General features: G+C 61.1%; 3 protein-coding genes. All 3 read right to left on the bottom strand.

Annotated elements, in window-relative coordinates; genetic code table 11:
- Window positions 1-85: 85 nt before the first annotated feature.
- The 3 genes from AX724_RS17965 to AX724_RS17955 are packed head-to-tail and all read right to left on the bottom strand — an operon-like array spanning window position 86 to window position 3,671.
- On the bottom strand, window positions 86-1,090 hold the full coding sequence (locus AX724_RS17965) for a site-specific integrase (RefSeq protein WP_009823939.1): 1,005 nt from the start codon (window positions 1,088-1,090) through the stop codon (window positions 86-88).
- The gene (locus tag AX724_RS17960) at window positions 1,087-2,442 is read right to left on the bottom strand and encodes a tyrosine-type recombinase/integrase (protein ID WP_009823940.1); all 1,356 of its coding nucleotides are present in this window, start codon (window positions 2,440-2,442) and stop codon (window positions 1,087-1,089) included. Before AX724_RS17960 ends, AX724_RS17965 begins: the two co-directional genes overlap by 4 nt.
- Window positions 2,439-3,671: a site-specific integrase gene (locus tag AX724_RS17955; RefSeq protein WP_007015824.1), complete on the bottom strand. Its 1,233-nt coding sequence runs from the start codon at window positions 3,669-3,671 to the stop codon at window positions 2,439-2,441. The genes AX724_RS17960 and AX724_RS17955 overlap by 4 nt, the downstream gene beginning before the upstream one ends.
- Window positions 3,672-3,839: the final 168 nt, after the last annotated feature.

The raw sequence follows: 3,839 nt of genomic DNA, 5'->3' as shown, positions 1-3,839 counted from the left end.
CTTATCGCGAGGAAGCGGTAATGCGGAGGAACGCGGCGTAGTCCTGCAAAGCTGCGGAACATTTCGCCACGTCCTTCACATTATTCTATAGGGTGTCGAGCCATCCCATCAGATTGGCATCTCGCTTCCACGAAGGTGGCACGTTGCTCGCCGCCGGGGCGCCAACCTGTTCCAGCGCCTTTCGTTTGGTCTCCAGATTGGCCTGAGCATAGTGATTGGTCGTATCGAGACTGACGTGCCCGAGCCAACTGCGGATGACGGTGATATCGACCCCGGCGGCAACGAGGTGGACGGCGGTCGCGTGCCGGAAGCTGTGAGGCGTAACGTGTTTTGACTGGAGGGTCAGCGTCGATTTCGCGGCTTGTTCCACGTAGGCGTTGAGCTTGAACCGCACCCCTGACGCCCCTAGCGGTTCACCGTATCGATTGACGAAGATCCGCTCATCGGGCGCACGCGGCTGTCGCTCCAGTAGCTTCCTGAGCAATGCCACGGTTTCTGGCCAGAGCGGGCAGATGCGTTCCTTGCGCCCCTTGCCGTAAAGACGCACGAAGTTCGGTGCATCGAACCGGATTGCTTCGGGACAGAGGTCAAGCGCCTCTTGGATTCGCGCGCCACTGTTATAGAGGAACGAGAGCAGTACATGGTCGCGCAGCCCTTCGAGTGTCGATCGGTTGGGCTGGGCGAGGATGGCCTCGACCTCCTCGGGCTCGAGGTAGCACGGCGCGGAGGTGGGCTCCCGCTTCAACGGAACAGCCAGGACCTCTGAGCACTGCGCGATGTATTCCGGATTCTTGTCCGCCACGAAGCTGAAGAAGCTGCGGATGGCGGCCAGTCGGCAGTTCCGCGTGCCGATCGTGGTCTTGCGGCCATGCTCGGTATGATGAAGGAACGCGCGCACCTCGCCGGCCGAGACGTCGGTGAGCGTCAGCCGCGCGACCCCGCAGCCTTTTCGCTCCGCGACGAACCGAAGCAGCAGCCGCCAGGTGTCGCGATAAGAGCGGATCGTGTGGATTGACGCGCTGCGCTGCTCGGCCAGCCACTCCTGGAAGAACGCCCGCAACAACGCGGGCAATGGATTGCCTTTCCTCATGGCCGCGCCTCCGTGACAAGGCACGGGGCGCCGAGCGCGCGGAACCGTTCACTGGCTTCCTGCAACAGATCCTGCGTGACGGTGATGTAGACCAGCGTGGAGTGGAGATCCCGGTGCCCCATGTAGGTCGAGAGGAAGTGCAGTTTTTCCTGAGGGTTAATGCCGGACCGGTACCACTGGAGGATGCGGTTCACCACCATCGAGTGACGAAGGTCATGGACCCGCGGCCCGGTCCGGCCCGAAGCGGGCTTGAGCCCAGCACGGCGCATGACGTTGGTAATCATTGTCGTAACCGCCTCGGGCCTGTAGCGGTCATTTAAGTGGGCATGCCAGAACAGCCCTGATTTCGGGTTCTGTGGGCCGCCAGCGCGCCGCCTCGCATCGATGTACGCGCGCAGTTCGACCGCGACACTGTCGGATAGAGGCAAGATCCTGGTCTTGTAGAACTTCGTTTCCCGGATCGTGATCGTGCTTGATTGCAGGTCCACGTCACCAAGATCGAGCCATGCCAGCTCGCTTCGCCGTAGCCCGGCACAATAGGCCAGCATGATCATGGTGTAGAGGGTCAACGGCCGCAGCGGAGCGTCCGGCGACGGATAAGTCCGTGCGGTATCGAGCATACGCCGAACGTCAGCCGGGCTGAAGATATGCGGTTGCCGATGCTCCCGCGCTACTTCCCGCTCTGGCCGGGGATTGAAGCGCTTTGGCGGGATAGTCGGATCGAGGCGGAACCGCGCCTTGGTCAGGATGCGCGCCAGCTTCTGGCATTCAGCCGCGTGGTTGCGGGTCGGCTTGGCAGCCGCCCAGCTCGCAATCATTGCCTCAAGTGGTTGCTCCGCGAGGTCGGGACGGGCCTGAAGGAACCGATCGAACCGCAGCAGCCAGTGAGCCTGCGCTTCATATTGATATCCCCGGCTGCGCATCAGCATGACATGGTCTTGCATGAAGTCACCCAGCACGCTGCCGAAGGGCGCAGGCCGTCGTAACGCGGCCAAGGATTCGTCGGGATTCGGGGAAGCCAAGGCCCGCCAGATCGGCTTGCTTTGCTTGACGTTGTACCGACGGCGAAGTGCAGCAACAGGGTTGTCGGCGATCAGCCCGATTTCGACGAGGTGGTCGAGGAAGCGGTCGACAATGCAGACCTGATTGAGCAGCGTCGACAATCGCCAACGTTTTTGCATCTCCTTCAGCCAGGCGTCGAGCATCTGCCGGTCCACCGCCGGATGCCGGCGGGCAACATCTTCGAAGGTGCAAAGGAACCAGCGATATGTCGGTACGCTTCCCGGCCGGAACTGCGATTTTACCAGGAAGGCGTCGACGACGGTGCGATCGGGATCGTGCCAGGCGCTCATGACAGCACCTCCATTCCAGGCACCTCGAGTGCCACGGCTCGGAGATCATCTGTTGCCAGTTTGAGATAAGTATTGGTGGATTCGGTGGATCGATGCCCGAGCACGTCGCCGATGATCTTTTGCGGGACCGATGCCCGCAGCATTTCGACCGCACGTGCGTGGCGGAAGACATGCGGCCCCCGCTTTCCTGCTGGCACTACGCCTGCGGCGGCCAACCGACCGCGGATCATGCCGTACAGGTTCGTCATTGCGATATAGGGTGCGCAGGATCGGACGAAGATTTCCCGCACTTCAACCTGGGGCCGCCCAAGGCGCAGATAATCCAGCAGCGCTTCACCAACAGTCACCATTAGCGGCATGTACGAGTACGCGTTGGTCTTGGTGTGGCAGATCCGGAGGGATTCTGCGCGCCAGTCCACGTCATCGAGCCGAAGGCGGCATATCTCACCTTCGCGCAGCCCATACGTGGCAAGCAGCTGAAGTATCGCATAATCGCGTAGTCCGCGTGGCGATCTGTCCTCCTGCGTTGTCGCCAGAACCGCGGCGATTTGGCTCCTTTCCAGCGTCGACGGCACATCTTCGTAGGCATAGAGCATGGGGCCGATGATGTGTGGCGTCAGATCGGTCGGGATGCGACCCGTCCGATGCAGATGGCGAACCACCGAACGGAGACGCTCAGCGACATCGGCCAATGATTTGCGCCGTAAACCAGGCGCGCGCATGTCCATGTAGAGATCGATGTCCACGATGCTCAACGTTTCGAGGCTGGCGGCACCGGCCCGGTCGAACTGCCATCGCAGGAAGTTTCGCGCCTCCCACATCAGCGCCGCAATGGACGCGCTTGCCAAACCGCGCTCCTCGCGCAGCCATGCCTCGTATTCGCGGCAAATTTCATGTCGATGCTCGTCATCGGGACCGATCATTTCTGCGTCCGGGGGCCAATTGCCTTGAGCAAGCCGGAGGAGCTTGGCGATCGCGGTGCGGGGCAACATGTGCCAACGCGCACTGGGAGGCCGACCGTACTGGATCTCAAAATCCTGAACCGCATAGCCAAAATACTGATCGACCTGCTGCGGCGTCACAGTCTCGACCTGTATATCGCACTCGGCCAGATAATCGAGAAACGCGCGGGCGTAGAGACGGTGGTTCGCCACGACCACGGGATTGTAATTCTGTGTGGTGAGCGAATTCGAGAGTTCGGTGATCAACTCGTCATGCAACTTCAACATGATTGCCTCCTCAGCTGGTCCAGGGACCGCCGAGGTTCGCAACCAATATAATGCGCAGCAACTGCGCACACTATCATGGGAATTCGCCGGTTACGCCGCGCTCCTCCGCATTACCGCTTCCTCGCGATAAGCAATCTTATGCGCAGCTCGCCATAACAGCGCCCAGGC

It is taken from the genome of Sphingobium sp. CCH11-B1, assembly GCF_001556865.1.
Taxonomy (GTDB): domain Bacteria; phylum Pseudomonadota; class Alphaproteobacteria; order Sphingomonadales; family Sphingomonadaceae; genus Sphingobium.
This window is presented reverse-complemented; position numbering and strand designations above follow the sequence as displayed.

Bases quoted from the DNA above. Each gene is read 5' to 3' on its own strand.
- AX724_RS17965 (WP_009823939.1), bottom strand. From the start codon at position 1,090: ATGAGGAAAGGCAATCCATTGCCCGCGTTGTTGCGGGCGTTCTTCCAG.
- AX724_RS17960 (WP_009823940.1), bottom strand. From the start codon at position 2,442: ATGAGCGCCTGGCACGATCCCGATCGCACCGTCGTCGACGCCTTCCTG.
- AX724_RS17955 (WP_007015824.1), bottom strand. From the start codon at position 3,671: ATGTTGAAGTTGCATGACGAGTTGATCACCGAACTCTCGAATTCGCTC.